General features: G+C 43.3%; 27 protein-coding genes and 1 pseudogene. 13 read left to right on the forward strand and 15 right to left on the reverse strand.

Features of this window, described 5'->3' with window-relative positions:
- The 8 genes from PTE_RS19165 (at nucleotide 1) to PTE_RS19200 (ending at nucleotide 6839) form a co-directional block, all read left to right on the forward strand.
- Nucleotides 1-2556: an outer membrane usher protein gene (locus tag PTE_RS19165; protein ID WP_036849669.1), complete on the forward strand. Its 2556-nt coding sequence runs from the start codon at nucleotides 1-3 to the stop codon at nucleotides 2554-2556.
- Nucleotides 2557-2679: 123 nt separating this feature from the next.
- Nucleotides 2680-3411, forward strand: a complete 732-nt coding sequence (locus PTE_RS19170; RefSeq protein ID WP_198539188.1) for a fimbria/pilus periplasmic chaperone — start codon at nucleotides 2680-2682, stop codon at nucleotides 3409-3411.
- Between the two features lie 24 nt (nucleotides 3412-3435).
- A complete protein-coding gene (locus tag PTE_RS19175; protein WP_036849671.1) occupies nucleotides 3436-4029 on the forward strand; it encodes a fimbrial protein in 594 nt (197 codons plus the stop codon).
- Entirely contained in the window at nucleotides 4022-4588 is a 567-nt protein-coding gene (locus tag PTE_RS19180; RefSeq protein WP_036849672.1) for a fimbrial protein, read from the forward strand. The genes PTE_RS19175 and PTE_RS19180 overlap by 8 nt, the downstream gene beginning before the upstream one ends.
- A 13-nt stretch (nucleotides 4589-4601) precedes the next feature.
- Entirely contained in the window at nucleotides 4602-5093 is a 492-nt protein-coding gene (locus tag PTE_RS19185) for a fimbrial protein (protein WP_036849673.1), read from the forward strand.
- An 11-nt stretch (nucleotides 5094-5104) separates the two neighbouring features.
- Nucleotides 5105-5650 carry a fimbrial protein gene (locus tag PTE_RS19190; protein ID WP_036849674.1) on the forward strand — a complete coding sequence of 182 codons (546 nt, stop codon included), beginning with the start codon at nucleotides 5105-5107 and terminating at the stop codon, nucleotides 5648-5650.
- 36 nt (nucleotides 5651-5686) lie between these two features.
- On the forward strand, nucleotides 5687-6502 hold the full coding sequence (locus PTE_RS19195) for an MrpH family fimbial adhesin (protein WP_036849675.1): 816 nt from the start codon (nucleotides 5687-5689) through the stop codon (nucleotides 6500-6502).
- A gap of 31 nt (nucleotides 6503-6533) precedes the next feature.
- Nucleotides 6534-6839, forward strand: coding sequence for a helix-turn-helix domain-containing protein (locus tag PTE_RS19200; RefSeq protein WP_036849676.1), 306 nt, complete (start codon nucleotides 6534-6536; stop codon nucleotides 6837-6839).
- Nucleotides 6840-7015: 176 nt separating this feature from the next.
- Here PTE_RS19200 and PTE_RS19205 read toward each other — a convergent pair whose 3' ends face one another.
- Both PTE_RS19205 and PTE_RS19210 read right to left on the reverse strand, forming a co-directional pair.
- Nucleotides 7016-7261: a type II toxin-antitoxin system YafQ family toxin gene (locus PTE_RS19205; RefSeq protein ID WP_081738274.1), complete on the reverse strand. Its 246-nt coding sequence runs from the start codon at nucleotides 7259-7261 to the stop codon at nucleotides 7016-7018.
- On the reverse strand, nucleotides 7239-7517 hold the full coding sequence (locus PTE_RS19210) for a type II toxin-antitoxin system RelB/DinJ family antitoxin (RefSeq protein ID WP_036849677.1): 279 nt from the start codon (nucleotides 7515-7517) through the stop codon (nucleotides 7239-7241). Before PTE_RS19210 ends, PTE_RS19205 begins: the two co-directional genes overlap by 23 nt.
- Before the next feature lie 31 nt (nucleotides 7518-7548).
- Here PTE_RS19210 and PTE_RS25850 point away from each other — a divergent pair, with 31 nt between their 5' ends.
- On the forward strand, nucleotides 7549-7710 hold the full coding sequence (locus PTE_RS25850; protein ID WP_157890164.1) for a hypothetical protein: 162 nt from the start codon (nucleotides 7549-7551) through the stop codon (nucleotides 7708-7710).
- A 277-nt stretch (nucleotides 7711-7987) separates the two neighbouring features.
- Here the strand turns inward: PTE_RS25850 and PTE_RS19220 are convergent, their stop codons facing one another.
- The 9 genes from PTE_RS19220 to fdnG all read right to left on the reverse strand — a co-directional run bounded on the left by PTE_RS19220 (nucleotide 7988) and on the right by fdnG (nucleotide 19704).
- Complete coding sequence (locus tag PTE_RS19220; RefSeq protein WP_036849679.1) at nucleotides 7988-8416, reverse strand: NUDIX domain-containing protein; 429 nt, start codon at nucleotides 8414-8416, stop codon at nucleotides 7988-7990.
- Nucleotides 8417-8433: 17 nt separating this feature from the next.
- A complete protein-coding gene (locus tag PTE_RS19225) occupies nucleotides 8434-9693 on the reverse strand; it encodes an adenylosuccinate synthase (protein ID WP_036849680.1) in 1260 nt (419 codons plus the stop codon).
- A gap of 135 nt (nucleotides 9694-9828) precedes the next feature.
- Nucleotides 9829-10491, reverse strand: a complete 663-nt coding sequence (locus PTE_RS19230; RefSeq protein ID WP_036849681.1) for an HAD family hydrolase — start codon at nucleotides 10489-10491, stop codon at nucleotides 9829-9831.
- 2 nt (nucleotides 10492-10493) lie between these two features.
- The gene (locus tag PTE_RS19235; RefSeq protein WP_036849682.1) at nucleotides 10494-11702 is read right to left on the reverse strand and encodes a phosphoribosyltransferase; all 1209 of its coding nucleotides are present in this window, start codon (nucleotides 11700-11702) and stop codon (nucleotides 10494-10496) included.
- Between the two features lie 2 nt (nucleotides 11703-11704).
- Nucleotides 11705-12481 carry a HisA/HisF-related TIM barrel protein gene (locus PTE_RS19240; protein ID WP_036849683.1) on the reverse strand — a complete coding sequence of 259 codons (777 nt, stop codon included), beginning with the start codon at nucleotides 12479-12481 and terminating at the stop codon, nucleotides 11705-11707.
- 746 nt (nucleotides 12482-13227) lie between these two features.
- Nucleotides 13228-14550, reverse strand: coding sequence for an SLC5/6 family protein (locus tag PTE_RS19245; RefSeq protein ID WP_036849684.1), 1323 nt, complete (start codon nucleotides 14548-14550; stop codon nucleotides 13228-13230).
- Between the two features lie 526 nt (nucleotides 14551-15076).
- Nucleotides 15077-15718 carry a formate dehydrogenase cytochrome b556 subunit gene (gene fdoI / locus PTE_RS19250; protein ID WP_036849685.1) on the reverse strand — a complete coding sequence of 214 codons (642 nt, stop codon included), beginning with the start codon at nucleotides 15716-15718 and terminating at the stop codon, nucleotides 15077-15079.
- Entirely contained in the window at nucleotides 15718-16644 is a 927-nt protein-coding gene (gene fdxH / locus PTE_RS19255; RefSeq protein ID WP_036849686.1) for a formate dehydrogenase subunit beta, read from the reverse strand. Before fdxH ends, fdoI begins: the two co-directional genes overlap by 1 nt.
- Nucleotides 16645-16656: 12 nt before the next feature.
- Complete coding sequence (fdnG, locus tag PTE_RS19260; RefSeq protein WP_071993007.1) at nucleotides 16657-19704, reverse strand: formate dehydrogenase-N subunit alpha; 3048 nt, start codon at nucleotides 19702-19704, stop codon at nucleotides 16657-16659.
- A gap of 482 nt (nucleotides 19705-20186) precedes the next feature.
- On the opposite strand from fdnG, the gene PTE_RS19265 reads away from it, so the two are divergent.
- The gene (locus PTE_RS19265; protein WP_036849687.1) at nucleotides 20187-20492 is read left to right on the forward strand and encodes a hypothetical protein; all 306 of its coding nucleotides are present in this window, start codon (nucleotides 20187-20189) and stop codon (nucleotides 20490-20492) included.
- 144 nt (nucleotides 20493-20636) lie between these two features.
- Here the strand turns inward: PTE_RS19265 and PTE_RS19270 are convergent.
- Nucleotides 20637-20852 (reverse strand): annotated as a pseudogene (locus PTE_RS19270) (peptidase T); the annotation flags it as partial.
- Nucleotides 20853-21289: 437 nt separating this feature from the next.
- Here PTE_RS19270 and PTE_RS19275 point away from each other — a divergent pair.
- The 3 genes from PTE_RS19275 to PTE_RS19285 are packed head-to-tail and all read left to right on the forward strand — an operon-like array spanning nucleotide 21290 to nucleotide 23013.
- Nucleotides 21290-21961 (forward strand): CsgG/HfaB family protein, encoded by a 672-nt coding sequence (locus tag PTE_RS19275; RefSeq protein ID WP_036849689.1) that lies wholly within the window; start codon nucleotides 21290-21292, stop codon nucleotides 21959-21961.
- 21 nt (nucleotides 21962-21982) lie between these two features.
- A complete protein-coding gene (locus PTE_RS19280) occupies nucleotides 21983-22342 on the forward strand; it encodes a DUF4810 domain-containing protein (RefSeq protein ID WP_036849690.1) in 360 nt (119 codons plus the stop codon).
- Nucleotides 22339-23013 carry a DUF799 domain-containing protein gene (locus PTE_RS19285; RefSeq protein WP_036849691.1) on the forward strand — a complete coding sequence of 225 codons (675 nt, stop codon included), beginning with the start codon at nucleotides 22339-22341 and terminating at the stop codon, nucleotides 23011-23013. Before PTE_RS19280 ends, PTE_RS19285 begins: the two co-directional genes overlap by 4 nt.
- Before the next feature lie 248 nt (nucleotides 23014-23261).
- Here the strand turns inward: PTE_RS19285 and PTE_RS19290 are convergent, their stop codons facing one another.
- From PTE_RS19290 to PTE_RS19300, 3 genes are all read right to left on the reverse strand, one after another.
- Nucleotides 23262-23837: a PIN domain-containing protein gene (locus PTE_RS19290; protein WP_036849692.1), complete on the reverse strand. Its 576-nt coding sequence runs from the start codon at nucleotides 23835-23837 to the stop codon at nucleotides 23262-23264.
- The gene (locus PTE_RS19295) at nucleotides 23837-24301 is read right to left on the reverse strand and encodes a helix-turn-helix domain-containing protein (RefSeq protein ID WP_036849693.1); all 465 of its coding nucleotides are present in this window, start codon (nucleotides 24299-24301) and stop codon (nucleotides 23837-23839) included. The genes PTE_RS19290 and PTE_RS19295 overlap by 1 nt, the downstream gene beginning before the upstream one ends.
- A 294-nt stretch (nucleotides 24302-24595) precedes the next feature.
- Nucleotides 24596-25936, reverse strand: a complete 1341-nt coding sequence (locus tag PTE_RS19300) for an MATE family efflux transporter (RefSeq protein WP_036849694.1) — start codon at nucleotides 25934-25936, stop codon at nucleotides 24596-24598.
- Between the last annotated feature and the right edge of the window lie 630 nt (nucleotides 25937-26566).

Consider the following 26566-nt stretch of genomic DNA (forward strand, 5'->3'; position numbering starts at 1 on the left):
ATGGTTTTGTTTTTTGGTTTGACCGCCGAACATGACAGGGTGGTCCCGGTTCGGCGTGTCCTGAATTCTTTTACTGTTTTGGGATTGCTTGCCTTGGTTGGGACTCATGTTGCGTATGCGGAAGAAGAAATTGAATTTAATACCGATGTATTGGATGTTCAGGATCGTTCGCGGATTGATTTAAAAGAGTTTTCCCGTGCTGGTTATATTATGCCGGGGGATTACCAGATGATGATACGCCTGAATAAAAACGAGCTGTCTGAGATGCCGGTGACTTTTATGGTGCCACCGGATGATCCGAAGGGCAGTGTGGCCTGTCTGCCGCCTGATATGGTGAAGCAGCTAGGACTGCGGGCGGAATGGGAATCAAAGATTACTTGGTGGAACAATAATCAGTGTCTGGAAATTAACACGCTGCCAGGAATGATGGTGCGCGGCGATTTGGGCAGCGATACGTTATATCTGAGTGTGCCGCAAGCTTATCTTGAATACAGCTCATCAGACTGGGATCCGCCATCACGTTGGGATGAAGGGATTTTGGGAATGATGTTTGATTATAACGTCAACGCTCAGGTATCTAAGCCGGCTAAGGGAAATGAGAATCATAATATCAGTGCCAACGGCACAACCGGGATAAACTTTGGGGCGTGGCGTCTGCGGGCAGATTGGCAGTCACAATATAACCACATCACTGGACGGGAAGGGAGTACAGAGAGAAATTGGGATTGGAGCCGTTACTATATGTATCGGGCGATACCGCATTGGCAGGCCAAACTGACACTGGGTGAGGATTATCTCAATTCAGGTATTTTTGACAGCTTTCGTTTTACCGGGGCGAGTCTGGTGACGGATGACAATATGTTGCCGCCAAACCTGCGTGGTTATGCGCCGGAGGTGACTGGCGTGGCGAAAACCAATGCCAGAGTGACCATTCGTCAGCAGGGCCGGGTGTTATATGAGACTCAGGTTGCGCCTGGCCCATTCCGTATTCAGGACATCAATGATGCGGTCAGTGGCAAACTGGATGTCCGGGTGGAAGAACAGGATGGTGGCATACAGGAATTTCAGGTCGATACAGCGAGCATTCCTTATCTGACCCGTCCGGGCCGGGTGCAGTACAAACTGGCGGCGGGTAAGCCGACCAATTGGAAGCACCATAGTGAGGGGAACGGCTTTGGGTTGGGCGAATTTTCCTGGGGGATAAACAACGGTTGGTCACTGTATGGTGGGTTATTGGGGGCCGGAGATTATAACGCGCTGTCGTTGGGGGTAGGGCGTGATCTGATGGCCTTCGGTGCGTTGTCGTTTGATGTGACTGAATCCCGTGCCCGCTTACCGGATGAGGGTAAAACTTTGACCGGCGGCTCTTATCGTCTCAGTTATTCCAAGCGTTTTGAGGAATATGACAGTCAGGTGACGTTTGCGGGTTATCGCTTCTCGGAACGTGACTTCATGAGCATGAGCCAGTATTTGGATCGCCGTTATCACGATGGGGATGCGGAGAGTAATAAAGAACTTTATACCATTATGTTGAATAAACAGTTCACGGATTTAGGGATCAGTACTTATCTGAACTACAGCCACCAGACTTACTGGAACCAGTCGAACAATGATCGCTACAACATATCGGTATCACGCTATTTCGGTATTGGAACCATTAAGAATATTAACCTGAACCTATCGGCTTATCGTAATAAATATGAAGGTAAGAATGACGATGGCATGTATATGACGTTATCCCTGCCGTGGGGGAATTCAGGAACGATCAGTTATAACGCGATGGTCAACCGCAAAGGTAATTCCAATACGGTAGGTTATTACGACCGGATTAATGAAAACAGCAGCTATCGTTTAGCGGCGGGTACCAGTATTGACGGTAAGGCAGCGGCTAACGGCTATTTAACCCATTATGGTGATCTTGCCCAACTGACGACAAGTGCGAGTTATCAGGATGGGCGTTATACCTCGGCGGCGCTTGCTGTTCAGGGGGGGGTGACTGTCACGTCAGAAGGTGCGGCATTGCATCGCATCAATACGCCGGGTACGACGCGTCTGATGGTAGATACCGATGGTGTCGGGGGTGTCCCGGTGAAAGGCTTCGGTGCGATTACCCATACCAATATGTTCGGTAAGGCGGTGATCTCTGATGTAAACAACTATTACCGCAACAGTGCGAGTATTGATTTGAATAAGCTACCGGACAATGTGGAAGCAATACGGTCGGTACAACAAGCGACGCTGACGGAAGGGGCGATTGGCTACCGTAAATTTCAGGTGATATCCGGTGAGAAAGCGATGAGCATGATCCGTTTGTCGGACGGGAGTATACCTCCGTTTGGGGCCACCGTATTGAATCAGGATAAACGGGAGATTGGCATCGTCAATGATGGTGGGAATACCTACCTGAGCGGGATAAATCCGGGGGAGAAACTGGATGTACGCTGGGATGGGGAGTTGCAGTGTGTGATTGAACTGCCGCATGAATTATCAATAGTCGAAGAGATGGCCTCGTTATTACTGCCTTGCCAGTTGGCTGGCGGTAATAAGCAGCCATAGTTTCAACTAACAGGCAGCGTGAAAACCTTGTTGCTGTCACCAGAACTTATCGCGGTGACCCGTAATGACGCTGAAATGACATATTCTGAGAATGAGTAATTGAGCATGAAATTGAAGAAAACAATGAATGCAGTAACGATCGCAGCCCTGAGTTTGTCAGTGGTCAGTGAGTCAATGGCGGCCATTGCACTGGATCGTACCCGGATAGTGTTTAACGGTGAGGATAAATCCACCAGTATGGATATCAGCAACCAGAACAAAGAGTTGCCGTACCTGGCTCAGGGCTGGATAGAAGATGAACAGGGTAACAAAATCAATGGTCCGTTAGTGGTGACACCGCCGGTGCAGCGAGTGGAGCCGGGGGCAAAGAGCCAGGTGAAAATACAGTCACTGCCGGCAATAGCACAGCTGCCACAGGACCGGGAAAGCCTGTTCTATTTTAATTTGCGTGAAATACCGCCGCGCAGCAAGAAACCGAACACATTGCAAATTGCGCTGCAAACTCGGATAAAATTGTTCTATCGGCCAAAGGCGATTTTTGCCAGTCGCACTGATCTGGATAACCCGTGGCAGGAGAAGATGACACTGACACGTCAGGGGGATCAATATCAGGTGAACAACCCGACTCCGTATTACATCACCGTGGTGGATGCGTCGAATCAGCTTAAAGGGAAAACTGTGGCGGATTTTAAGCCATTGATGGTGGCGCCAAAAAGCAGTGCGGTGCTGAGTGGGAGTGCGGGGGCTTTGGGAAGTGCGCCGGTACTGACCTACGTCAATGATTTTGGTGGCCGGCCACAACTGACTTTTAGCTGTGCAGGAAACCAGTGTCAGGTGGCTGAACGTTCGTCGTAACGGGCGAAGCCGCGAGGAGCGACGATGAACATAAAGCGGGCAGGTTGCGCACTGGTGTTGGCGATCTTACTGATACCGGTGACGGTGAGTCAGGCGGTGGAGAACCGGGTTGCGGATATAGATAGTCACCACGGTGAACTGCATGTGTTTGGTATGTTAACTGAGGCGGCGTGCCGTCTGGATATGACTTCTGAGTGGCAGGAAGTGAGTTTGGGCACGACGCTGAACAGTGATTTACGCCAGCCGGGAGATAAAGGCACGCCGATACCGTTCACCCTGAAATTCCGCGACTGTTTACGGACCAAAGGGGCGGTGCGAGATACCCGGACAGGCAATCTGACGTGGAGTAACTTGCAGCCGGTGGTGACCGTCAGTTTTGTGGCTGCGGCGGATCGGGATTATCCCCATCTGGTACGGGTGGCGGGCATCACCGGGTTGGGATTGCAGATCACAGATACTGCTAACAATGATGTCCGATTGGGAGAACGGGGACGCCCGCATTTTGTGACAGCGGGGCAGGATAGTCTGGTGTATTACGTGACGCCGGTGCGAACGTCGGGAGCATTGGAGGTCGGGCATTACTGGGCAGTGGTGGATTTTAGGGTGAATTATGACTAAGCCTCTGCGAATAAGAAAGCCATACCGCAGGCGAAAAAAATGGGTTGTATTACTGCTGGGTTGTTTGCTGAGTGCTGGTGTTCAGGCTGATTTACCGACAAAAAGGGTAAACGTCGCAGCAACGCCAGTGAGTAGTCTTTCGGGTAAAACGCCGGTCAATATTTATGGCGTTGTTATCGCGCCTCCACCTTGTGTGATTAATAATGGTAATACTATTGATGTGGATTTTGGTGAAGTGATGATTACTCGTATTGATGGGGTTAATTACATGAAGCCGGTTAAGTACACGGTGAAATGTGAAAAAATGCCGGCCAATGCGATGAAAATGATGATATCGGGTAACACTGCCAGTTTTGACCGGGCAGTGTTACAAACCAATCACTCTGGGCTTGGTATCGCGGTTATTCATAACGGACAGAGATTACTCGTCAATGACTGGATGAAATTTACCTACCCGGATTTTCCTGAGTTACATGCGGTGCCGGTAAAAAATATGACGGCAGTATTGAAAGGTGGTGGTTTTGGCGCAGCTGCCACGATGATGGTTGAATACCAATGAACAGGAGACACTGATGAAACATTTGATTTATCGTGCTTTCTGGACGGTTTTCCTGGGATTGATCAGCGTGATGCCGGGGCAGGCGGCAGAGAATATGTGGTTTCATGGCACACTGCTTGAACCGCCCCCTTGCATTATTAATGACGGTAATATGATTGACATCTATTTCGGTCATAACGTTGGAATACATCAGGTGGATGGGGTGAATTATACCCAACCGGTGAATTATCAATTGGTGTGTGCGCCTAATGTTTCAGGCTGGAGTTTAGGATTGACGGTGATTGGCCCACAGACTTCATTTGATGCTGCTGCTTTGAAAACGAATATCACCAATTTGGGTATTCGTCTGACTTTGGATGGTAAAGCATTCACTCTTAACAAACGTGTTCCGGTGACATCACAGAAACTGCCGGTGATACAGGCTGTGCCGGTGAAAAAACCGGGAAGCACGTTACCAGAAGGGGCATTTGAAGTGACGGCGACATTACTGGCGGAATACCAGTGAAAGGAAAGCCAATGAACTATTTCAAGTTATTCGTGTTGCGCGTTAGTTTTATGATTGTTACTACGGCGGTTTATGGCAATCAGCTGGTACAGGCTGCGGATAATATGCGTTTTTACGGCGCATTGGTTGAAGAACCCTGCACGATTAAACCGGGTGATGAAGATACCCGGCTCGATTTGGGCACGATTGCTGAAAAATATTTGTATATGCATGGCAGGACCCATAGTGAGCCTTTTCAGCTAAAGCTGTCTGGCTGTGATATGAGTGTGGGGAAATCTATTAAACTGACATTCAATGGGGTGGAAAATACACAACTTCCGGGTTTATTAGCATTAGGCGCGGGTAGCCAGGCTTCCGGGATTGCCATTGGTATCGAAACGGCTGAAGGCAAACGGTTGCCGTTGAATAAAGACGGGGATGCCTATCCGCTAAAAGAGGGTGAAAACGTGATTATCCTGAAAGCGTATGTGCAGGCTGAACCAACGGCGTTGGTTAACCAGACGATAAAACGGGGCGTGTTTCATGCTATTGTGACATTTAATCTCAACTATGACTAATCGCACAGTTTTGGTTTTATTTTATTAGGTAAGTAAATGAAAAAATTATTCTCTGCTTGTCTGGTATTTTTATCGCTGTTCTCATCAGGTGCTGCGGCATCAATATTTTCATATATCACTAAATCTGAAGGTGTTCCGACAAATGCCTATTATACTTTTGTGATTGAACGTTGGGACGAAGAAAACGATTTTACGCCAAATCCTTGTTATGGTTATTCTGCGTGTTGGGTGTCTGTTAACCATCGTCATAGTGTAGACGGTTATTCAGGGCAGCCATATAAACTATTCAATATCCGTGTAGAGAGATACAGGACGATGAAACAAGTTCAGGCTCAGATATTGAAACAAACCAGTTTTCCAATTACCGGAATTGCAAAACATGTTGGCCCGGCTATTCAGTTTCATCAGGAATGTGTGGGGTTGTTTTATGAAACTGATCGAAATGGTTTTAGAGGGAGACTATTGCCGGGATCTTTATGTGGTGTTGCACCCCCTCCGATAGGTTTTTGTCAAGTAAGTGAGGGGTCAGTTGAACTTAATTACGGTAATATTGATGAAGCAGAATTGGAAGGCGCAAGCAGAACTGAGAATATTAATGTGACCTGTAATAGAGATATAGAGATTGTTGTGACAGCGACGGGTCCTGATAGGGGATTCGTACCGTTGAGAAGTGATGGTAGTTTAAAAGCCCAGTTGTTATTAAATAATAGAAGAGGCGAAGAGGGTGTTTCTGTTTTTGTACCGGCTGGAGGAAGCGTACCAGTTATGGTGAAATCAGTTTTACAGAAAAATGGCAAAGTAGAAGCCGGTCCTTTTTCTGGATCAGGGGCAATAATTTTGGCAATGCCATAAAATAGGGTGTTATTTTAAGCTAAAGGTTGGGATGAAAATGAGACAAGATCATCTATTAGTAGGGAAGCGTATTCAGAAAAGAAGGAAAGAATTAGGCATAACCGCAGTAAAATTGGCGGAGCAAATAGCTATCAGCCAACAACAACTTTCACGCTATGAGAGAGGGATAAACCGCATTAATTTATCCCATTTGGTGCAGATTGCTTCAATATTGGATACACCGATAAACTGGTTTTTCCTTGATTGTTGTTATCCTGCAACCAATAACAGCGTCAGTAAATTAACAGACCAATATATTCCTATTGCGGAAGCGACATTGGGTAAATTTGGATGTTAACTGATTATGGCTTAAATAGGGGGAAGATATAAACCGGTTGATGGCTGAGTTTCGTGACCGACGGAACGGTCACTTTAATGGTTTTTTGTCAGTGATATCGCCACAAGAAATGAATAGTTTATTCTTATCTATTTATTTTATTTTTTTAACAATCATTAATGCTATAACTGAAATATTTATTGAAATTTTAGAATAAAGTCACCACCAACGTGTAACTCTCTTGCGCCTTCCCATTCTGCTCCTTTTAACTCATGATCGAGATATTTTTCCGGTAACTCTTTATCTGAAAAAATCAGTTTCATAACCTCAATCATATCGTTCATATTTCTACGACCAGCCCGATTATAACGTTCCCAAGACTTTGCAAAAGTACGTGTATACTCTATCCGTCGGGGTAATTTACTCCGTTTGTTGTTTATCATTCAGTCCCTTGAGCATGGTTTCTACAGAGTGATAACGATGTTCTGCTTTTATTTCCAGTTCTTTGGCTTCTTGTAAGGCTGCCAGTGTCTTAGTAGAGGGGCGTCGTTTAACTTCAAAGGGTAACCCTTGAGATTGCACAACTTGTTCTAAGAATAGACGAATGGCACTGCTGACGGTGAGGCCACAATCATTCAGGACAGTCATAGCGTTGTTTTTCAGCTCTTCGGAGATCCGTGTCTTAATACTTGTTTGCATGATATCCTCCTCATTATGTTGTGAGTACATTGTGCCCACAAATAAACTTGAATTCAACTTTTTCTTACTTGCCAATGGTGAGGAAGCAGTTAAAGAGTATGATACGGATGTTGATTTATTTAATGATATAACTGAAAGATTCATTGAGATTTTACGACACCCTCTTTACGGCGGGGAGCAGTCACAAGAGTGAAAAAATTAAGAGTATTATCAATTTTTTTTAAATTCATAGAAGCAATTATTGGTTTTTTGTTGGTTGTTCTATTTTATTGAAATTCCACGATAAAATTAGAAAGCTTTTAGTTTTAAAGGTTTTTTGTGATGAGTGATACTCAGCGTGTTTATCTGACATTCCCATCATTAAAAAATGTGTTCTCTGACTACGGAAGCACCCATTTCAGATACAGGTGCTTCCGTATTTGCAACAGTATTAATTACATAAAATATACATTATACCAATAACACCGCATCTAACCCCGCATTTCTGTTATTTCAATTTCTTTATCGAAACGTAAATGCTCATCGGCAGCCATTGGAATTAACCAACGTAAGTTATAGATAACATTATCGGGTAATGCATTTGTTTCATAGATATTGACGATCTCTTTTTCAATAGATTTTGCAGAATAAACCCGATCATCACACATAGAGAGAAAATTTACCCGATAAATGTCAGGGCGAGTTAAGATAGTAAATAGTCGCCATTCTTCAGGGCGTGTTTCAATTCCTGCTTCTTCAGCGAATTCTCTTGCCATTGCCTGTTGAGGGTTTTCACCTGCCTCTATTTTACCGCCAATCCCGTTAAGTTTCCCTGTTTGCCAACTGGGTTGTAATTTTGAGATTAAAGCGACATGTTTTTTATCTTTAGAAAACATAAATCCAGTTACATAATGAATCATTATTTTTTCCACTATTATTATTGAATGACTAATGTCTGATTTCTATCTGGTCCATATGAGACATACTTGATAGGAACTCCAGCATAGTCTTGAATAAAAGACAAGAAGTTAATCAATTCGGTGGGAAGCTCTGCCAAGTGTGTATATGATCCGTTAAGCTCTCCCCAGCATTTAAAGGTTTTATAGATAGGTTTTGCTCTGTCTAACTGTAATAATGCGTTATCACAACTCACGATTTCATCGTCAATGTCATATGCAATAGCCGCTTTTATTTCGTGTAAGCCAGCAAGAACATCAACATTCGTGATTGCCAGTTCTGTTACCCCATTGAGTTTTACCGCATGTTTAATCAGAGATAAATCCAACCAGCCACAACGTCTTGGCCTTTTTGAAACGGTACCATATTCGTTTCCACGCTCCCGAATATAATCAACTTTTTCGTCAGATAATTCTGTGGGGAATGGCCCATTACCTACGCGGATCATATAGGATTTCATCACACCGACAATATGTATTTTCTGCGCCGGTATACCTATCATAGCAAAACAAGTTTGAACTAATGTTTGATACGCTACGGTATAAGGATAAGTACCGAAACTATTATCTAAGAAAGTGGCTTGTGATGTTTCAAGTAAAACATCTTCTCCAGCATTCAGTAAATCACCGATAACTTCATTGGTGAATGTGAAATAAGGCTCTATTCTCTTGCCATATTGATACGTTTTTTCTAGCATCTCCTCAAAATCTAATGTGGCTTCTTCATTAAAAACATGATTAATCTGTTTCTCCCTGATATCCCAAAGAAATTCTAATTTAGTTCTTAATTTCTCTTTATCTAAGGTATCAATAAGCCGGATACCATGACGATTAGATTTATCTTCAACACAGGCACCGACGCCGATACCAACCGAGCCTATTTTATTTTTACCTTTATATTTCTCTGATGCTTTATTTAGCTCGGCATGTAATGGTAAAACAATATGGCAGCGGGGATCGATAAATATGTTAGAGTTAATGTTTTCTTTTTGTATGAAATCAATCTCTTTAATGAGTATCGGTAGGCTAATTAACGCTCCTTGACATATATATAAATTTTTTTCATTCAATGATGAGGGTAATTGGGAGAATGATCCTCTTATGTTTCCACATTGTACACTATGGCCGGCATTTGCTCCGCCATTAAATCTGGCGACGTTATTAATATTAACGGATAAATAGTCAACAAATTTTCCTTTCCCTTCATCTCCGAATTGGAGTCCAACGACAGAAATTAACATAAATTTATTCCTTTTATTTATGGAGTTAGCATAGATAATAGTTAAACTTTATCTTTAATCATTTATTTTTAAATGACCAAACAGATTTCTTTTTATTATGGTTATTTTGGGCAGTTATTTTTAATAAATCCCTTTTTATTGTTTATATACCAGCGAATCGGCTATTAATAATGCTTCACTTAAGGTATCAACAATGGGGACACCTGCGGTTTCAAGACTTATACGGCTGTGGGTTCCCCCGGTATATAGAATGGCATGAGTACCTGCCGCTAATGCCGCAATGGCATCATCAGTAGCATCACCAATAACAACACTTTGCTCAGGGGAAATATTGAGGTTTTTTACGTGATTAGCCAATTGCACTGATTTGCCGGTTGTCAATAATGGCGTATTTCTGCCATCTATACAGGTAAAGAATTTGCCAATGCCATGATTGTCAATCATAGGCAACAATTCATCATGTTGCATCAGTGAGCATAATGATTGAGTAGCACCAGCTTGATAGCGGGAAGCAAGTAACTGGCTTACGCCTTCAGTTAAACTGGCTTTTTGCAGGCCCGGTCGATAGTGAAGATTAAATGTGTTTCCGATCACTGACCATTCAGAGGATGAGGGTTCACGCCCAATCACTTGTTTATAGAACGCTTGTACCGGAACACAATAATATTCCCGATATTGTTCCAGCGTCAGTGGTCCAATGCCAATTTCAGCAAGTGCAAAATTCGTTGCATTTAACGCTGCGTTGACGTCATTAAGCAATGTTCCATTCCAATCCCAAATAATATGTGCTGTTGCCATAATCAATTATTTCCCTTTTCCAAACTAATTTTCCGAGCAGAACATTCAGGGCATTGATGTGCCAAGGTCTTAAATGCATCTATTGGTTGCTCACAATTCAGTGGTGTTTGTGATTCCAGATTCGATAGAAAACGCAATAATTTTGTTGCCCATGTTGAGTCTGCCAGGGTGTCATGAAGGACAGATAACAAACTGTATGAATAGGCGACCCAATCCGCAGTGGTTGTATGAGCATATTTACCATCAGTTAAGAGCTGGGTAACCAAACTGTTTAGTACCCGATGATGTCTGAAACACCAAGGTGTCAATACATCTAAAGTTTCGGGGCTAAATATACGATCAGGATGCCCATAAGTACGGGTACGTAATAGTTTTTCCCAGTGTAGTTCGATGGCTCGTGCTTTCGGACGTTGCCCGGTTTCCGTTATCACCAAGTCGATCGCCTGACGTAAGGTATCTCCTGTTCCACAATTATCATCAATAATCGTCACTGTTTGCCCAGACGGAATGTCATGTCCCCACAGACGATTGCTCTTATTAGATGCATCGTCGTAGCGTGAGATTTTCACTAAATTGAGATCGCTGCCCCATGCCGCTGCGGTGACTGCTGCTGCCGATGATCCTCCCAACATAATGCCAACAACCGAGGCGTTTGGGCATGCATCAATTTGTGCCGCGGCTAACGTTAACAGGTGATTATCCCCTTCAATATACGGTCTGGGCACTTTGTGTTCCGAAGAAAACGGCAATTTCAGGTCACGGATCGAGGAGGATGAAAAAGTGAATGCTGTGCCTGTCAGTGTTGAGCTGACGACTTTAGCGCACTCTTTGACCCCATCAATGAACGGCACAATATCTTCGTTAACAGTTTGCGGAGAGCTTAATAAGCTATCAATAACTCTGAGCAACTTTGCCAGGATATGATCGGCTAATATATATTTTGATGGGGTGGCACACAGCTCATCTGTACACTGGAGTTGAGTGATGTGCTCCGCGTAATATTTCGCTGTCGCTAATAGGTCCTGGCAAGATTTTTGTTCGTAATAGGCAACGCCGCGGGAACCGACGAATTCCGATGTCTCTGTGAGTAAGCCCGGAAGCGACACGACTTCTTTTGCTAAATAGCCTGCTTCAGGTATGCCGCGCAACTCACCCAATAAACCAATAGCGCGAAGATTCAAAGCCGGAGATAAAGAGAATGTCCAGGACATATTCAACTCCTCGGCGATTGCGTTGCGGCAAGGGCGTCTTCGAGAGAAACTTTACCGATATGTAAAGCCTGACCAAGAATTGCACCTTCAACACCCAGCGTGTACATGTCCGCTAAAGCACGCAGATCATCTATGCTTGATACCCCGCCGCCGGCAATCACGGGTGATGAAGTTTGCGCACAGACTTCACGTAATAGGGTGAAATTTGGTGAACTCATCATGCCGCCCCGCTCAACATCGGTCACGACGTAGCGCTGACAACCTTGTCTATCAAGGCGTTCAAGTACATCCCAGAGATTGCCATTGTTGACATTCCATCCGTGGGTTGTCAGTTGATAACCTTCTGATGTGCTTCTTACATCTAAGGCGATTGCGATTTTATCGCCATGCTCTGCAATAGCCCGGGCACACCAATCTGGTTTTTCTAATGCGGCGGTTCCCAAATTAACCCGCTGGCATCCGGTTGCTAATACTTTGCTCAAAATCGCTTCATCTCTGATCCCGCCACAGACCTGGACATGAATATCGACTGCGGCAATAACATCAGCAATCAAATGGCTGTTTGAACCTCGCCCTGATGCCGCATCAAGATCAACAACATGTATCCATTTCGCCCCGGCATTTTGCCAGGCCAGTGCGACCTCTACCGGGGTACCTAAAGGTCTCCGCAATGTTGAATTTTCACCACGGGTTAATCGAATCGCAGAATTCGATGTCATCGCTATGCCGTCAACAATATCAACAGAGGGAAAGACCTCAAATGTTTCCTTACTTATCATTAGATTCACCTAAATAATCCCAAATATATAATTTATAAACTAATAACAATATGTGATTAATTCAATTATAGGTTGTAACTTAATTAACAGAGATTCTTCTTGGTTCTTTGAAAATGAACAGATTAATTAATGATTCAAGCTAATCGTTCATCAACTCATAGTAATGAAAAGAAAAAATTTCTCAACATAGTTATAACGAATTAAATAAATTATATGGTTTTATTCAGTTGCTGAATCTCATGTTTAATTAATAATTTACTTAATAAGAGTTAGTTTGTCATTGGAGAAATATAAGTTCGGTTGAAATGTGCTGAAAATCAACACTGACTTTATTTTAAATAGGAGGATTGATTACTCTTAATCAATATGCTGATCACCTAACAATAAGTAATACTGTTTTTTTAGGTAAATGTTTTATATATTGTAGTCTGTATTAAATAAATGAATCATATTGACTGTAAGTGAATAAATTTAAATAATTTAATTCTGCTGGTTGCTTTGTCTGTTTATATTCATATATATTATGACAGGTGTCTATTTTATCATTAATATTAATATAATTACGAATATGTAATTTCATTAATCACTTTGTTGGTGGTTTATATTTTTAATTTCATTAATTTGAAAACATATAATGTGAAATAATCTTATTGGAAAGATTAATTATAAAGGATTAAAACACAGGGTAATTGAGTAAACGCAGTCTGGTAACAGACTGCGATTCACCCAATTAATATTTTTTTAATTCAGGAAAATGCCAACAATGGTGAGATACACAATAGGAATCCGGTAAAGATAATCAGGATCAGCGATATTCCTTTATATTTGTGCAACGCTGGCACTTTGTAGACCAAATAAGCCGGGATTAGGCAACCAACCATACCGAATATTGGGCTACAGATTGATGTAAAACTCAGTACCGGTGCATTCAGAATAATCGCTCCCCAAGCCAGCAGGATAGCGAAAATCATGATGCCTTTTTGTACCCAGTTTTTATTGATTCTTTCTGCTGGCATGATACGCGCCAGAATATTCATCACTATGCCTTGGGTTGCTTCACGGAAGCCAAGATAAACGCCAAAGAAGGCGGTCATCACAGCAAAGATATTCAGCAAGACACTGATAGCCGTTACCCAGCCCCCGGGAAAGAATTTTGCCGCAATCGCCAAAGCAGAGATATTTTGTTCATAAGCTTGAACCGCTTCATCATGTCCCATTGCTAAGGTGAATGAAACTGCATAGAAGAAGACCGTACAGAACAGGACGCCAAAGGCGATATTCATCGCTCTTAATGCCTTATAGCGGGCGACTTCACGATTTTTCTGGTGATGGCGATAAGAGATAACCATTGGGCTTAAGGTTTGAATAAACAGAATGGAAGTCAGGGTAAATGGCAGCGTAATGATCGCCTGTTTTATCAGCGTTCCTGCTGGTGGCAGCGCGCCGATATTATATAAGTGCCACATACCTATCATGGATAAGCCAAGCGTCGCGACGACAAACAGTTTGGACAGCACCATAAAGCTGGATAATTTGAACAGGAATCGCTCACCACAGGATGAAAGCGCAACCAGAATACAAATCAGTACCAGTCCGTAGAGAGGATTGTCGGATAATAAACCTTCAGTGACGCCGAAAGTTTGCAGGTAGGAAGCGCTGTCATTGGTGATGGCTGTTGAGTAAACAAACATCCAAATTACCAGCATAACAAAGTAGAGCGCACCCAGCAGAATGCCCCAGTTTTTACCGAGATAACCGCTGATAACGCTAGGGTAATCTTTGCATTCGGGGGATTCCGCCAACGTATTGATAAACAGACGTTGGAACAGGTACATCGCCGGATAACCAATCACCGATGACAGCAGGAAAACCCACAATCCCATCAAACCAACCTGAACCGGCAGGAAGACAATACCGGCACCGATTGCCATGCCGATGCTCATGATGATCCAGCCAACATCAAGATTGTTGAATTTGATAGCTTCCCGCCATTCATTTTCAGTCATGTTTGCCCGCTTTGCCGCAGGAGAATCTGCGACCATGATAGGGTTATTTTTTGCCGTTTCCAAAATGGCTCTCGCTTATTATTTACGTTAAAAATGTAAGTGTTATAGGGAAGAGATGCAGCATGATGATGCCAACCCTATTTTTTGAGATTCGTATATATCAGTGTATTTCACTATGCAGATTAGTCGTCAGTAAGAAGATAACGGGTGTACATTTTCGCGTTACAGAATAATCGATCAGGTATAAGTGAAAAATAGAAATTATTTTTTAATGACATAAATTGATAGATCATAGTGAAGTATTTTAATTAACTGATTTTAGTTTCTTTTTATTCTGTTATAAACAGTGAAAAGAAGAAAATTGAGCAAAAAAAACCAACAATTATAAAAAATAATGGTAAGTGGCTTTCACATTAGATAGTTTAAACAGAGATAACAGAATAAGATAATGATTTATGTCAATTAAATATAAAATATCAAAATGTTTCACTGCCGGTATCGGGTATTGTTGCAAATAAAGAACCATGCTGGAATATCTCTGTCAGTTATTCACATGGCATGGTTCAGGTAAATTCAGCAGGAAAATGGGCTAAGAGTTTTTCTCTTCCTGCTGCTCTTTTTGACGAATTTCTCTATACCAGCGAGGATGATGTTTCTTCGCCCAGCCGCGGGTTACCCAGCCTTCCACCATCGATCGGATAGAGCCTTTCACCCAAAATGCGGCGTAGGCATGTATCATAATCAGCAGGATTAGGCCAACTCCGGCCAGAGAGTGCACCAGAAGCGCAAGCCGGATCAGCGGGATAGAGAAGAAATCGGCAAAATAGGGACGCCAGATAATCACGCCACTGATAGCCAGTAAGATCAGGCAGCCGCTGATAGACCAGTAAATGCCTTTTTGACCCAGGTTATATTGGCCGATATCGCCGGCTTCCTCATTTTTCAGGACCTTATGGATGTTTTTTAGCCAGACAATGTCTTCTTTGTCGATAAAGTTATGCTTGAAGTATCTGAAAAACATAAAGATAAACAAGAAAAACATCATGGAGCCGATAAACGGATGTAATATCCGTGCTAACTGAGGTGTGCCGAAAATATTCATTAACCAGTTAAAGGATGGGAAGAAGAAACCCAACCCACTGATCCCCGTAAACAGAAAACAGAGCACCACTGACCAGTGATTCACCCGTTCAATCGGTGAGTGGCGGAGAATCGTATCCTTCTTTTTCATTACAACTCCTCCCGATTAGCTGATTTTGTCGGTACCTCATCATCTTGACGGGCATGTTCTTCGTCTTCTTCGCTGGTGCGGTTTGGACCAATGCCGACATAGTGGAAGAGGCTGGCGGCGAATGTTGCGGCAAAACCCACCGCTGCCAGTGGTTTCCAGATACCTTTCCAGAAAGTCACGGTTGGGCTGATGGTCGGATTATCCGGCAAACCGTGATAAAGCTGCGGTTTATCCGCATGATGCAAGACGTACATAACGTGCGTACCACCAACACCTGCGGGATCGTATAACCCGGCGTTCTGATAACCACGGCCTTGCAGTTCAGTTACCCGTTCGGACGCCAGATTTTTCATATCTTCTTTGGTGCCGAAATGGATTGCTCCGGTCGGACAGGTTTTCACGCAGGCAGGCTCTTGGCCAACGCCAACACGGTCAACACACAGGGTACATTTATATGCCCGGTTGTCTTCTTTATTGATCCGCGGTACGTTGAATGGACAACCCGCGATACAATAACCACAGCCGATACAGTGTTCTGACTGGAAGTCCACAATGCCGTTCGCATACTGGATAATCGCACCTTCTGACGGACAGGCTTTCAGACAGCCCGGATCCGCGCAGTGCATACAGCCATCTTTGCGGATAAGCCACTCCAGTTTGCCGTGCTCTTCCACCTCAGAGAATCGCATCACGGTCCATGATTTAGCGGTCAGATCGGCTGGGTTATCATAAACACCGACATTAAAACCCACTTCGTCACGGATATCGTTCCATTCTGAACAGGCCACCTGACAGGCTTTACAGCCAATACAGGTGGTGACATCGATCAATTTTGCCACTTGTTCCTGATGATCACGCACACCAGGTGCTGGGGTAAAGGAATGGGTGGCAGATTTACGAATAATGTCTTGAGATTGCATTGCCATAATTCGCTCCTGTTAGACTTTTTCCACATTCACCAGAAACGCTTTGTATTCTGGTGTATACGCGTTGGCGTCACCCACGGAAGGTGTGAGAGTGTTTGCCAGAAAACCTTTCTGGGTTGCCCCGGCGAAACCCCAGTGGCAAGGAATACCAATGGTTTCAACTTGCTTACCGTTAATAGTCAGTTGCTGAATTCGTTTGGTGACAACGGCTTTGGCTTTGATAAACCCGCGTTTGGAAGAGACTTTGACTTCATCCCCCTGAATAATGCCTTTTTCTGCCGCCAGTTTTTCACCGATTTCAATAAATTGTTCGGGCTGAACCACGGCATTAAGCTGAGCGTGTTTTGTCCAGTGACGGAACAGTTCGGTAATGGAATAAGTCGTTGCGACATAAGGGAATTCATTCGCGTCTCCCATATAAGCCACATCGGCATGAAAGATGCGGGCAACCGGATTGGAGATCACATTCGGATGGAGTGGATTGGTGCCGATAGGGGATTCAATCGGCTCGTAATATTCAGGGAATGGCCCATCAGCCATTTTATCAATGGAGAATAAGCGAGCGACGCCTTCTGGCTGCATGATAAACGGCCCGACATGGGTTCCCGGTGCGGCGTTGCTGTAATCAACAACATCAAAGCCATGCCATTTGCTGCCATCCCATTTGATCAGCTCACGGTTCGGATCCCACGGTTTGCCTTGTGGATCAACCGATGCGCGGTTGTAGAGCACCCGGCGGTTTTGTGGCCACGCCCACGCCCAGCCTGGAGTACAGCCCAAACCGGATGGATCTGAGTTATCACGGCGGGCCATCTGGTTGCCTTGTTCGGTCCAGCAACCGGTGTAGACCCAGCAGAAACTGGATGTGGAACCATCATCTTTCAGTTGAGAGAAACTGGAAAGTTGCTGACCTTTTTTCAGCATGATATTGCCGTTTTCGTCTTTAATATCCGCTAATGCTTTACCGTTAGCTTCACGGGCAATCTCTTCTGGTGTCGGATCTTCAGGATTTTGGTAATCCCACGACAGATTCATAATAGGATCGGCATAAGCGCCGCCTTCTTCACGGTAGAGTTCACGCAGACGCATCAGCAACTTGCCAAGAATTTTACCATCGTGCAGGGCTTCTCCCGGTGGATGAGCTCCAGCCCAGTGCCATTGCAGCCAGCGACCTGAGTTAGCAATCGATCCATTTTCCTCGGCAAAACAGGAAGAGGGCAGGCGGAAAACTTCGGTTTGAATATCAGCCGGATTCACATCATTCATCTCACCGTGGTGTTGCCAGAAGTTAGATGATTCTGTGACCAGCGGATCGATCACCACCAGATATTTCAGTTTAGCTAATGCTCTGCTTGATTTATTTTTATCCGGGAATGCTGCCAGCGGATTAAAGCCCTGAACGATATAGCCGTTCATTTTGCCTTGAGTCATTAATTCGGCTTGAGTCAGGATATCGTAGCTTTTATCCCATTTAGGCAGCCAGTCGTAACCCCAGTCATTTTCTGCTGTGGCGTGTTCACCCCAGAAACCTTTTAGCAAGCTGATAAAGAAGTTTGGTGTGTTTTTCCAGTAATTAACCTGATTTGGCACCAAGGCTTTCGGTGTGGTTTGCGCCAGATAGGTTGCCAGGTTCTGCTGTTTTTCACTCGGCAGAGGCAGATAACCGGGCAGATTAAGCGATAATAAACCAAGGTCACTGTAGCCCTGAATATTGGAGTGACCGCGCAATGCGTTAACACCGCCGCCCGGCATTCCCACGTTACCTAACAGTAACTGGACCATTGCGGCGGCACGGATAATCTGAGCACCGCCAGTGTGGTGAGTCCAGCCCAGTGCATAGAGAATGGTTGCGGTGCGGTTGGTGACTGAGGTACTTGCCAGTTGGGAACAGATATAGAGGAAATCCTCTTTTGAAGTCCCACACAGGCTGGAAACTTGTTCCGGGGTATAACGTTCAACGTGATTTTTCAACAAGTTCCAGACACAGCGTGGATGAGACAAGGTGTCATCCCGTTTGGCATAACCTTGTTCATCGGTTTCATAATGCCATGAAGATCGGTCATAGCTTTTGGTGGCTTGATCAAAACCGCTGAATAAACCGTCTGTAAACTGATAATCTTCACGAACAATCAAACCCGCATTGGTGTAAGCCTTAACATACTCAGACTGGATTTTGTTGTTGAGTATCAAATAGCGGATCACACCCAGTAAGAAAGCGGTATCTGAGCCGGCACGGATCGGCGCGTAAAAATCAGCTACGGCGGCACTGCGATTGAAACGCGGATCAACCACGATCACTTGAGCATTGTTTTTGATTTTTGCTTCAATCACCCATTTAAAACCTACCGGGTGCGCTTCAGCGGCGTTTCCGCCCATGATCAAAACAACGTTAGCGTTTTTGATATCGACCCAGTTGTTGGTCATAGCACCACGGCCAAATGTTGGCCCCAGGGCCGATACCGTTGGACCGTGGCAGAGGCGTGCCTGACAATCAATGGCGATCATGCCCATGGAGCGGGTGAATTTCTGATCGAGAATACCGGTTTCGTTACTGGCAGCGGAGGAGCAGAGCATACCCGTAGTCAGCCAACGGTTGACGGTGACATTGTTTTCATTCTTCTCAACAAAGTTGGCATCACGATCATCTTTCATCAGACGGGCAATACGTTCAATCGCTTGATCCCAACTGATACGCTGCCATTTATCAGAACCTGGAGCGCGGTATTCGGGGTAATGAAGGCGGTTTTTACTGCGAATATAATCGAGCACTCCAGCCCCTTTCGGGCAGAGAGAACCCCGGCTGACCGGATGATCCGGATCACCTTCGATATGAAAAATGCTTTCTTTGGCGTTTTTCGCACCATCGCCCAGGCTGTACATCAGAATGCCACAGCCAACGGAACAATAAGTGCAGTTATTACGAATTTCACGTGAGCGCAGTAGTTTGTACTGACGAGTTTCAGCCAGCGCTACGGCTGGAGCAAATCCCAGCGCGGCAATTGTTGTTCCCGCCATACCACCCGCGCAGATCTTGAAGAAAGCTCTTCTGCTGATCTGCATCGGTCTTCTCCTTATTTTTTTGAATGACGACATTGCTTTACTTCTGATGCAATAACACCTTGACGAATCAGGCGAAATTGCTTTCATAGCCCGGCTCGTTTTTCATTCAAAACATTCCTGGGTATCGCGGAGAACCCACTGCATTGATGAGTTATAAACTACCTGAGGTTATCATTATTCATAATATCATAAAGCGTATTATGTTGCTAAATATGGATAAAATAGTTTCAATATGAGCGATAATATTAACAGTATTTTATTATTATGTTATGAAGTTATTGGTGACAAGGTTGCGATATATTTGAGTTAGAAGCTCGTGTTCCAGCGTACGCCAAACCCCTTTTGTTTACTGGATCTTGGGGTAGTGACCGGGTAGCTGGTCACTACCCCATCTTAGCGCAACAGCTAGAAATGTAATAGCGTAAAAACTAATTTTGCATTCTCATAACAGCTAATTATTAAGCATCTGGCGGGGAAAGAATATGGCAAAAACTGGAAACGAAAGGTTAGCAGAAGCACTGAAAGCGGCGAGTAATGCGGCTGTGGGTAACGTATTCAACTCCAGATCAATCACTGATAAGCAACGCACTTTTCTCGTCAAGAAAGGCTATCTTAAGCAAATTATCAGGGGATGGTATCTCCTGGATGCAGACCTCACGACTGAAGAAAGCTGGCGATTCAGTGCTTACCCCTGGACGGTAATTAAGCTTAAAAATAGAACTCAGTATCTATCGGCGCTGGAATCGGCTTCGGTAGGAAAGAACGTAAGCCATTTTCGGAATTTGTGAAGCAATCCATGCAGGAGATAGCCGGGTAGCACTTGCTCCCGGCTGTGGTGAACTGCCCCAAAAAAACTTGGGCAGTTTAACTAAGTGAGTTGCCAGATGTTTATCGTCCAGTAAATTATTCTGACTATATCGAGAGAATTTGCATTATATATCCGCTCCTGGAGCAAACCGGGCTACCGTTAATTCCACTATCGTTTTCACAACTTCGCTGGCTGCATGCAGGGATTTCACCGGCAAATATTCATAAATTGAATGGAAATTATGTGCGCCGGTAAAGAGATTCGGGCAAGGTAAACCTTTTTGGGAAAGAACGGTGCCATCATCGCCACCGCGCATCGGAATCGGGTGGGGGGTAAACGTGGTATTGATTTTGGTATAAGAAATAAAACGATCAACAATATTCATGTTTTTCTCCATTTTGTTTGCTATATATAGAAATATTCCTGTTTTACTTGTTTAGCTTAATTAATTGGTTATTTTTGAACGATATTTAATCATCAACAAATAGATTTTTTGATATCAAATACCAATAATTTCATTAACAGTATAAATATTAATAAAATATTTAAATTATAATTTAAGTTAATGTGATTTTATTCGCTAGGGAAATAAAATTTAATAATGAAAGTGTGATATAACGAATGGTTTTTTATTTTTTTAGCATAAAATTCTGGTCACATAGCTCAGGCTTATTCATAATAATTTCTGATATAAATAGATTTTTAATGGAATATGTCATCTGCCTATTTTTGCATTTTAGGTGGATAGGCTAATAATTTTATGTAGGAATATGTTTTATGCAGAGTAAGTTGATTTTATCTTCAATTTGTTTGGCTTCGGCAATATTAACAGGGTGTGCAACTGAATCTTCCAATACCGTTCAGGTGCAAAAAGTGAATTCTTATAACACTGTATATCAAGGTGTGCGCAGTCCAATTGCTATCGGTAAGTTTGAAAACCGTTCCAGTTATCAAAACGGGATTTTCTCTGACGGCGTTGATCGTCTCGGTAATCAATCTAAAACGATTTTAATCACCCATTTACAGCAGACCGGGCGCTTTACCGTTCTGGAACGTACCAACATGGCGGAACTGAAAGCGGAAGCGGGTTTACAGGGTAAATCACAGAAGCTGAAAGGTGCTACTTACGTCATTACCGGCGATGTGACTGAATTTGGCCGTAAAGAAGTCGGCGATCATCAGTTATGGGGCCTGCTTGGACGCGGTAAATCACAGGTGGCTTATTCAAAAGTCATGCTGAATGTGGTGAATGTGGAAACGTCCGAAGTGGTTTTCTCTGTGGCAGGCGCGGGTGAGTATAAATTATCCAACCGTGAAATTATCGGCTTCGGTGGCACTGCCAGCTATGATTCCACGCTGAATGGTAAAGTGCTGGATCTGGCAATTCGTGAAGCGGTAAATAGCTTGGTCGAAAATATTGAAACGGGTGCATGGAAACCTTCTAACTAAGAAATATAGGGATATATTCTCATGGTATTAATGAAAAAAGCGGGCTTATTACTGGCTACGATGGTTTTGGCGGGTTGTATCAATCAGCCGAAAACGATTTATGAATGGGATGAATACGAACCTACAGTTTATCAGTATTATCAGCAGGATAAGATGGGGTTTGAAGAACAGCTACAGGCTTTGCAGAAAGTGATTGAAAAAGCGAAAGCGAAAGATAAATCTGTACCGCCTGGGTTGCATGCACAGATGGGTTTGCTGTATAGCAAAACGGGTCGTGTTTCAGACGCGTTCCATCAGTTTGAAGCAGAGAAAAAACTGTTTCCTGAATCAGCGCCATTTATGGACTTTTTATTAAGTAAAAATAAAGGAACTATGCAATGAACCGTATTCTTATGGCGTTAAGTTTATTAGCTACGCTTGTGCTGACTGGGTGTAGCAGTAAATCTGTTCCTTATGATTACACAGCATTTAAAGAGAGCAAGCCAAAATCCATTCTGGTATTGCCGGCGGTGAATAAATCTTTGGAAGTAAAAGCAGGTCACAGCCTGATATCTCAAGTGACTTATCCATTAGCAGAATCTGGCTATTATGTTTTTCCGGCTGCGGTGGTGGAAGAGACATTTCAGCAAAATGGCGTGACAGTGGCGCAGGATATTCAGAATATCAGTTATAAAAAACTGCATGATATTTTTGGTGCAGATTCCGCGCTCTATCTGGATATTGAAGAGTACGGCACGCAATATCAGATTATCAACAGCGATACCCGCGTAACGGCTTCCGCGAAACTGGTGGATCTGCGTAGTGGTAAACAATTGTGGAATGGCCGGGCAGTTGCCTCATCGACTGAAAATCAAGATAACTCGAATAGTAGTCTTATTGGAATCTTGGTGTCTGCGGTCGTTTCACAAATCGCGAATACCATTACGGATAAAGGCCATGAAATTGCCGGCATTACAAGTAATCGTTTACTGACAGCTGGCGGTAGTCGCGGTTTACTTTATGGTCCCCGTTCTGAGCATTATGGTAAAGAAGAGCATTTAATTTCGAAGTAATGGGTACAAGGTGATAATGGGCAGGTAAATATCCTGCTCATTATTATGGTTGTATTTTTACTATTTTTTGCTGTTATTTCGTTTAAGTTTTTTTACAGAAGTATCCTGTGCTTCTTTAATATAAGTCGTAAATAAGCTCGGTTAATAGATGTAGTTTTATCGCCTACCTGTAATTTCGTTATTTTTTTAAATTAACCATCGTTAAGACAGTTATTATTCATAAAACCATGCGATACGAGAGAATTATTTTAAAACGTATACTTATAACCTTCCAAGACTTTAGCCGTCATAGGCAGCCCTTGTTTAAAGAGCATATTCAGAAACTCGTCGGCATCCATTGGGGGATGCTTCAACGACTTACGCTGTCTTCTGACTGCTTCTAGAGCAAACGCAGGATTTAAATCGAATAGATCAGAAATGAAGGCATCAGGATGCAAGGCTTCAATGTCAAAAGCAGCTAATACCTCTGCCGGGAAGTCTTTCAGATTTACCGTTACAATCACTTCGGCTTTAGCTCGGATCGCAGCAGCTAGCACATGGCGGTCATCCATGTCAGGAAGTGTCAGACCCGTAATCAAAGGCTCGTATCCCGCCACGTTGGCATCGGGCAGTGCCCTATTCATCAATTGAATAGTTCGGGTTAAAGCTTCCGCTGTAATTTCAGGCCGTTGTTTTAAAAGGTTTCGTTGCCATTCATCGTGGATTTGAGCACTCCATTTAGGTTGATAAAGGCCGATTATCCCCAGATGCATTAACAGATCACGCAGTCTGGCCGGATACAAAACACAGGCGTCTAGAAGGACAGGATAGGGCGAATGTCTCATTAGTAACCCATCCCCAGTTCTTGAGCTTGCTCTGCTAACGCTTGCATAGCTTCTAGGCTGTTCTGATCACGTTGACGCTTGTAAGCCATTAGATCGGCAAACAATACGCGACGATGCCGGCCTGTTTTATGAAAAGGCAGCAATCCTTCTTCCAGTAATTTCACCATATGTGGACGTGACACATTCAAGATATTTGCCGCCTCTTGCGTCGTCAGTTCTGCATGAACTGGCACGATCTGAACCGCATTGCCAGCAGCTAGCTCACCTAAAATTTCCATCAGCAACATCATCGCTGAGGTTGGAAGCTCGATTGTATGAGATTGCTGGTCTTCGCCCATAATCTCGATTTTCTGGGTTTCCAGTTTCGTTGACAGATAGGCCGCTAATTCGCGTTGGCTTTGCTGGGCTAATTCCGTTTCGAATTTGTCCGGCAGATTAACATTGGTCAGTTGCTTGGTTGTCATCGTTATCTCCTAATTAATTGTGTTGCCTTGATTGTAAACGAAATAATCGAAATATACAATAAACGAAATAATCGAAAATCAATGCATTTGAGATGTATTAGGTTTTACTCCTAGACCATCTAATCCTCGACTTTCTGCTTGCCTCGTTGATATTAAAAACAAAGGTGTCTTCCATTGTAGAGGGTAGTGGAATTATAAAATCATCAATTGGGAAGGATACAACATTGGGGCTCCCGATGAAGGGGACCCCAGGAGTGGGGGTTATATGGTGACTTCAATCACCAATAATCTGTATTAAATATCTAATCGCTTGGTTTGCCATCTTTTAGATTTCCAACGCCAGGTATTAACGAATCCACGCAGCCATTCATCACAGAAGAAACCGATCCAAATACCTAAGATCCCCATTTCCATCTTGATGCCTAGAAAGTATCCCACAGGAATAGCAACACACCACATAAAGAACATAGCGGTATATAACGGGAAACGGGCATCACCGGATGCTCGTAATGCGTTCACCATAACGATATTAGCGGTACGAATTGGCTCCATAAAAACGGACAGCAAGAATAATGGCAATAGGAGTTTAATAATGGCTTCATCTTGCGTCAGGAAATGCAGAATCGGTATTCTGAACAGCCAGAAGATGGCGACAACACCAATGGTTACGACACAACCAATTTTCAAGCTGTTAAAGCCGCGAATATAGGCATCTTCAAATCGTTTGGCCCCGACCAGATGGCCAACCATAATTTCGTTACCAATACTGATAGAAATTCCAAACAACATCACAAACAGTGACAACTGGAAATAGAGGGTTTGTGCTGCCAGTGAGGTTTCACCCATCAGTCCAATAAATGCTATGGCAGTCATATATTGCAGGACCCACACCACGTTTTCACCCGCGGCGGGTAATCCAATATGTAAGATTTTGCCCAACATATTCTTCGACCAGCGCAGGAAACCTGACAACTTAAATTTAATCCGCAGGCCATAACTGAGCAGACAGAATAACAGGATAACGGCAACAATCCGGCCAAAGACGGTAGACCAGGCAACACCTTCCAGACCATATTGAGGTAATCCGAAGAAACCATACAGGACAATCATATTACCTAATATCGTCAGCAAGTTAGCAATCAGCGTGACATACATTGCCGGCTTGGATTTTCCGTAAACCCGTAAACAAGTCGCCAGGATAAGCGACATGGCTTCCGGGATCAGACAGATCCCCAGAATGTGCAGATAGCTGAAACCGTCTTCCATCAGGTGTTCTGGCATGTTCATGATATGTAATATCTTATAGCCGAAGAAGAGGGTAATCAGTGCACAGCTAAGCCCAAGTAAGAAGTTGAATGCGATAGAAATATGGATTGCCTGACTGGCCTTATTCTGTTTGCCAGCACCAATGTATTGCGCAATAACAACACTGCAACCGACACTGATAAAGCTGAAAATAGTGATAAACAGGTCAAAGACCTGATTACCTACTGCCATGGCAGCCAGATAAGAAGTAGAAACATGGCTCACCATATAGGTGTTAATTAATAAAGTGGCCAGATGGAGGAGAATATCAATAAAAATCGGCCAGCTTAATGAAAAGAGCGAACGCTCAGTAACATCAGTTTGATGCATTTGAAAAACCTGCTTATTGAAAAAGGTAAAATAAGTAATTTCTTGAGATGCAGCGTACTCAGAAAATATTCATACATTGTACATGGTTTATTCATCTGTTAACAGCGAGAGGATAAGAATAAAAAGGTGAATGCTATTTTTCAATTTGTCTGTATCTGACTGTTGAGATACCAGGTAGATTTGTGAATAATTTCAGATCTATATCAAGTAGATTGTTGTCTGATAACAGTAGAAAGTAAAAAAATTTATATGTTTTATTTGATTGTTTTGGTAACGTTTTCATATGATTAACACTGATATAGAAGTTGGTACAATTAGAGATTGTTATTTTTATGTTTGATAAATTTCCCAAATAATATCTGTATTTTTGTGTTTGGGTAATATTTAAAGTTTAACTTATCTAAATAATTTTATTTCTTCATTAAAACTTAAACGCTTCATCAACGAAAAGATAAAAAAATTTACCTGGTTAAATTTTGTTCTATAATCAGTTGCAGGAGTAAAATATATGGAAATAAAAATATACCATTTAACGAGGTGATATGATGATAAATAGACTACAGCGTCGATTAATAATGACTATTTTGATGTTGACTTTTTTTTCTACTTTTTCTGCATCTACCTATGCTT

The organism is Photorhabdus khanii NC19 (assembly GCF_000517265.1).
Classification (GTDB): Bacteria; Pseudomonadota; Gammaproteobacteria; order Enterobacterales; family Enterobacteriaceae; genus Photorhabdus; species Photorhabdus khanii.

Bases quoted from the DNA above. Each gene is read 5' to 3' on its own strand.
- PTE_RS19165 (WP_036849669.1), top strand. From the start codon at position 1: ATGGTTTTGTTTTTTGGTTTGACCGCCGAACATGACAGGGTGGTCCCG.
- PTE_RS19170 (WP_198539188.1), top strand. From the start codon at position 2,680: ATGAATGCAGTAACGATCGCAGCCCTGAGTTTGTCAGTGGTCAGTGAG.
- PTE_RS19175 (WP_036849671.1), top strand. From the start codon at position 3,436: ATGAACATAAAGCGGGCAGGTTGCGCACTGGTGTTGGCGATCTTACTG.
- PTE_RS19180 (WP_036849672.1), top strand. From the start codon at position 4,022: ATGACTAAGCCTCTGCGAATAAGAAAGCCATACCGCAGGCGAAAAAAA.
- PTE_RS19185 (WP_036849673.1), top strand. From the start codon at position 4,602: ATGAAACATTTGATTTATCGTGCTTTCTGGACGGTTTTCCTGGGATTG.
- PTE_RS19190 (WP_036849674.1), top strand. From the start codon at position 5,105: ATGAACTATTTCAAGTTATTCGTGTTGCGCGTTAGTTTTATGATTGTT.
- PTE_RS19195 (WP_036849675.1), top strand. From the start codon at position 5,687: ATGAAAAAATTATTCTCTGCTTGTCTGGTATTTTTATCGCTGTTCTCA.
- PTE_RS19200 (WP_036849676.1), top strand. From the start codon at position 6,534: ATGAAAATGAGACAAGATCATCTATTAGTAGGGAAGCGTATTCAGAAA.
- PTE_RS19205 (WP_081738274.1), bottom strand. From the start codon at position 7,261: ATGATAAACAACAAACGGAGTAAATTACCCCGACGGATAGAGTATACA.
- PTE_RS19210 (WP_036849677.1), bottom strand. From the start codon at position 7,517: ATGCAAACAAGTATTAAGACACGGATCTCCGAAGAGCTGAAAAACAAC.
- PTE_RS19220 (WP_036849679.1), bottom strand. From the start codon at position 8,416: ATGATTCATTATGTAACTGGATTTATGTTTTCTAAAGATAAAAAACAT.
- PTE_RS19225 (WP_036849680.1), bottom strand. From the start codon at position 9,693: ATGTTAATTTCTGTCGTTGGACTCCAATTCGGAGATGAAGGGAAAGGA.
- PTE_RS19230 (WP_036849681.1), bottom strand. From the start codon at position 10,491: ATGGCAACAGCACATATTATTTGGGATTGGAATGGAACATTGCTTAAT.
- PTE_RS19235 (WP_036849682.1), bottom strand. From the start codon at position 11,702: ATGTCCTGGACATTCTCTTTATCTCCGGCTTTGAATCTTCGCGCTATT.
- PTE_RS19240 (WP_036849683.1), bottom strand. From the start codon at position 12,481: ATGATAAGTAAGGAAACATTTGAGGTCTTTCCCTCTGTTGATATTGTT.
- fdoI (WP_036849685.1), bottom strand. From the start codon at position 15,718: ATGAAAAAGAAGGATACGATTCTCCGCCACTCACCGATTGAACGGGTG.
- fdxH (WP_036849686.1), bottom strand. From the start codon at position 16,644: ATGGCAATGCAATCTCAAGACATTATTCGTAAATCTGCCACCCATTCC.
- fdnG (WP_071993007.1), bottom strand. From the start codon at position 19,704: ATGCAGATCAGCAGAAGAGCTTTCTTCAAGATCTGCGCGGGTGGTATG.
- PTE_RS19265 (WP_036849687.1), top strand. From the start codon at position 20,187: ATGGCAAAAACTGGAAACGAAAGGTTAGCAGAAGCACTGAAAGCGGCG.
- PTE_RS19275 (WP_036849689.1), top strand. From the start codon at position 21,290: ATGCAGAGTAAGTTGATTTTATCTTCAATTTGTTTGGCTTCGGCAATA.
- PTE_RS19280 (WP_036849690.1), top strand. From the start codon at position 21,983: ATGGTATTAATGAAAAAAGCGGGCTTATTACTGGCTACGATGGTTTTG.
- PTE_RS19285 (WP_036849691.1), top strand. From the start codon at position 22,339: ATGAACCGTATTCTTATGGCGTTAAGTTTATTAGCTACGCTTGTGCTG.
- PTE_RS19290 (WP_036849692.1), bottom strand. From the start codon at position 23,837: ATGAGACATTCGCCCTATCCTGTCCTTCTAGACGCCTGTGTTTTGTAT.
- PTE_RS19295 (WP_036849693.1), bottom strand. From the start codon at position 24,301: ATGACAACCAAGCAACTGACCAATGTTAATCTGCCGGACAAATTCGAA.
- PTE_RS19300 (WP_036849694.1), bottom strand. From the start codon at position 25,936: ATGCATCAAACTGATGTTACTGAGCGTTCGCTCTTTTCATTAAGCTGG.